Annotated in this window: 4 protein-coding genes; 2 read left to right on the forward strand and 2 right to left on the reverse strand. The window is 70.2% G+C overall.

What is annotated here, in order from left to right; genetic code table 11:
- Positions 1–858, reverse strand: an 858-nt coding sequence (locus VIR09_RS26805) for a LysR family transcriptional regulator (RefSeq protein ID WP_332015621.1), incomplete at its 3' end; no start/stop codon positions are given.
- A 106-nt stretch (positions 859–964) separates the two neighbouring features.
- Here VIR09_RS26805 and VIR09_RS26810 point away from each other — a divergent pair.
- Together VIR09_RS26810 and VIR09_RS26815 are read left to right on the forward strand one after the other, a co-directional pair.
- The gene (locus VIR09_RS26810) at positions 965–2,143 is read left to right on the forward strand and encodes an MFS transporter (RefSeq protein ID WP_332015622.1); all 1,179 of its coding nucleotides are present in this window, start codon (positions 965–967) and stop codon (positions 2,141–2,143) included.
- A gap of 60 nt (positions 2,144–2,203) precedes the next feature.
- On the forward strand, positions 2,204–2,878 hold the full coding sequence (locus tag VIR09_RS26815; RefSeq protein WP_332015623.1) for an HAD family phosphatase: 675 nt from the start codon (positions 2,204–2,206) through the stop codon (positions 2,876–2,878).
- A gap of 49 nt (positions 2,879–2,927) precedes the next feature.
- Here the strand turns inward: VIR09_RS26815 and VIR09_RS26820 are convergent.
- Positions 2,928–3,321 (reverse strand): DMT family transporter (locus VIR09_RS26820; protein ID WP_332015624.1); only part of this gene is annotated, 394 nt, incomplete at its 5' end.

The following is a 3,321-nucleotide window of genomic DNA, read 5'->3' on the forward strand; positions in this document are numbered from 1 at the left end:
CAGGGGCTGGTCGATGCGGTGCGCCAGATAGGTTTCGCTGGCCACCTGGCTGCCGCGGCCCAGGCTGTCGGTCGGCAGGCGCAGCAGCCGGCCTTCGGCCAGGTCGCGCTCCACCTGCCAGAACGGCAGCCGGCCCCAGCCTACGCCCGCCAGGATCAGGGCGTGCTTGGTGTCCTGGCCGCTGACGCGGCAGGTCTGCGGCGACAGCACCGCGAAGTCGCGGCCCTGTGTCAGCGAGGACGGGTCCATTTGCACGATCTGCACATGATCGGCGAGTTCTGCCGGACCCAGCGGGATCTCGGCGGCGACCCGCCGCGCCAGCGCATGCCCGGCGCCGACCACCGCCACCATCTGCACGGACGACAGCGCCTGCATCACGATGCGCGGATTGCGGAAATGGTCGCCGGCGACGATGGCCAGCGTGTGGCTGCGCGTCAGCAGGGCTTCCACCGGGCCGCCCAAAGGCAGCACCGAAACCCGGACGGCGACGGACGGGTAGGCGGCGCGCAGGGCGTTCAGGGCGGCGCCCACCTCGGCGATCGGAAACAGCGTGTCCACCGCCAGCGACAGTTCCAGCTCGACCCCTTCGCCCAGGCCCTGGGCGCGGGCGCGCATGGCGTCCACGCGCAGCAGGATGTCGCGGGCGTTGGCCAGCAGCGCTGCCCCTTGCGGCGTCATCACGGGCCGGTGGCCGCTGCGGTCGAACAGCGTCACGCCCAGTTGCGCCTCCATATTGGCGATGGCGTGGCTGACGGCCGATTGCACCCGCGACAGGCGGCGCGCAGCCGCGCGGAAACTGCCGGCGTCGGCGACGGCGGCGAACACGCGCAACTGGTCCAGGGTCAGGGCGTCTATCATCTTGCCGGCTGATCTATTAAATCGATCAAGTACATCAAAAGATTATCACTTACCAGGATCGGTTTGCGCTGGCATCCTGGCTGGGTTGAAGCAAGGGGAGACTGGAATGGGCAAGGAAGGAGCGCGCTGGTCGGCGGTGCTGGCCATCGTGGGGGCGGGCGTGGTGGCGGCGCTGCAAGTGGGCAAGGTCATCATCGCCGCGCCCTTGCTGCGCAAGGACATGGGGCTGGACCTGGCCTCCATCGGGGCGCTGGCCGCGGTGTTCTCGATCCTGGGCCTGGTCGGCGGGATCGCGGCCGGTGGGGTCATCAACCGCTACGGCGCGCGGCGCATGTTGTTGGCGGGCCTGGTGGCGACGGCGGCGGGCTCGGTGATGGGCGCGATGGCGTCGGTCTACAGTGTCCTGCTGGCTTCGCGGGTGGTGGAGGGGCTGGGCTTTCTGATGATTACCGTGGCGGGCCCCGCGGCCCTGCAGCGCATGGTGTCGGCGTCCACCCGCGACTTCGCCTTCGCGCTCTGGAGCTGCTACATGCCGGCCGGCATGGCCATTGCGATGCTGGCCTCGCAGGCCTTCAGCGGGTGGCAAGCCTATTGGTGGTGCGCAGGCGCGGCGGTGCTGGTGGCGCTGGTATGCGTGGCGGCGTTGGCGCCGGCCACCCCGGGCGGCGCCAGCCTGTCCTGGCGGGGCTTGCGGCAGGACACCGTGGATACGATGGGCGCGCCCGGCCCCCGCTTGCTGGCGCTGTCGTTCACCCTCTACAGCCTGATGTTCTTCGCGCTGTTCACTTTTCTGCCCGTATTGTTGACCGAACAGCTGGGCCTGCCGCTGGCGACCGCCGGTTTGTACAGCGCCATCGCCAGCGCCGCCAACGTGGTCGGCAACCTGGGCGCGGGCGTGCTGCTGGCGCGCGGCTGGCGGCGTTCGACGCTGATCGCCTGCGCCAGCCTGATCATGGGCGCGGTGGCGCTTTTGATCTTCCGTTCAGTGCTGCCGGCCATGCCTACCTTCCTGCTGTGCGTGCTGTTCTCCGCAGTGGGCGGGCTGATACCTGCCACGCTGCTGGGCACCGCGCCGTTGCTGGCGCCGCGGCCTGCGTTGACGCCGGCTTCGGTGGGGCTGGTGATGCAGGGCAGCGGCCTGGGCCAGGTGATAGGCCCATTGGCAGTGGGCGGCGCGATCGATCGCTACGGCTGGTCGGCGGCGTCGCTCATCGTGGCCGCGGCCGGGCTGGGCGGCGTGTTCCTCGCATGGCGCCTGCGGCGGCTGAAGGGGCCGGGGCTGTAGGCGGCGCGCGCCTGTCACGAGGCGGGCCTATCATGGCAGTTCATCCATCGTGGAGCCATCATGCATACGCCTGCCCCCAGCCTGGTCATCTTCGACTGCGATGGCGTCCTGATCGATAGCGAGATCATCGCGGCGCGCGCCCAATCGCGGGCCTTGGCCGCGCATGGCATCGCCATCACGCCCGAAGAGGCCGCGCGCCGCTTTGCCGGCATCCCGGACTCGGATATGTGGCAGACCCTGCAACAGGAAAACGCCCGCAGCCTGCCCGAAGGATTCGCGCGCGAATATGCGGACGGGCTGGACGCCACGTTCCGCCAGGAATTGCGGGCGTTGCCCGGCGCGCTGGAGACGGTGCGCGCGCTGCGCGAGCGGGGCCTGCAGGTCTGCGTGGCCTCCAGCAGCACGCCGCCCAAGCTGGAGGCGGCCTTGAAGCTGGTCGGCTTGTGGGACCAGTTCGCGCCCAATGTATTCAGCACGGCGCAGGTGGCGCATGGCAAGCCGGCGCCGGACGTCTTCCTCTTTGCCGCCCGGCAGATGCGCACGGCGATCCTGGATTGCGTGGTGGTCGAAGACAGCGTGCCCGGCGTGCGCGCCGCCCGCACCGCGCGCATGCGCGCCATCGGCTACGTGGGCGCCTCGCACAACGGACCGGACCAGCGCCAGCGGCTGCTGGACGAGGGCGCCTCGGACGTCATCGACGATTTGCGCCGGCTACCGGAATTGCTGTTGCCCTAAGGTTTTGCGCCGCACAGGCGCCATGTGTCCGCGCTTGCCGGACGCAGCATCAAGCGGCCGCGGGCAGCGGTTCCGGCTTGATCCGCACCGCGCGCAGCACGCCCACCATCAGGCAGGCGATGCCGATCAGCGTCAGCGGCTGCGGCATCTGCCCACGCAGCATGTAGGCGTAGGCCAGCGCCGCCAGCGTTTCGAACACGATCAGCTGTCCGGCCAGCGCGGTGGGCAGGCGCTGGCTGGCTTCGTTCCAGCACAAGGTGCCCAGCCAGGACGCGAACAGGCCGATGATGGCCATCAAGGCCAGGAAGACTTCGGGCCGGGGGCCCGCCGGCATGGGAAAGTCGCTGCCAGTCGCGGTCATGCCCGCCCACAGCACAAGGTAGCCCGCCAGCGCCAGCGGCAGGGTCGCCACGCCCTGGGCGGTGGCCCAGGTGCGCGGGCTG

The organism is Achromobacter sp., assembly GCF_036567245.1.
GTDB lineage: Bacteria > Pseudomonadota > Gammaproteobacteria > Burkholderiales > Burkholderiaceae_B > Achromobacter.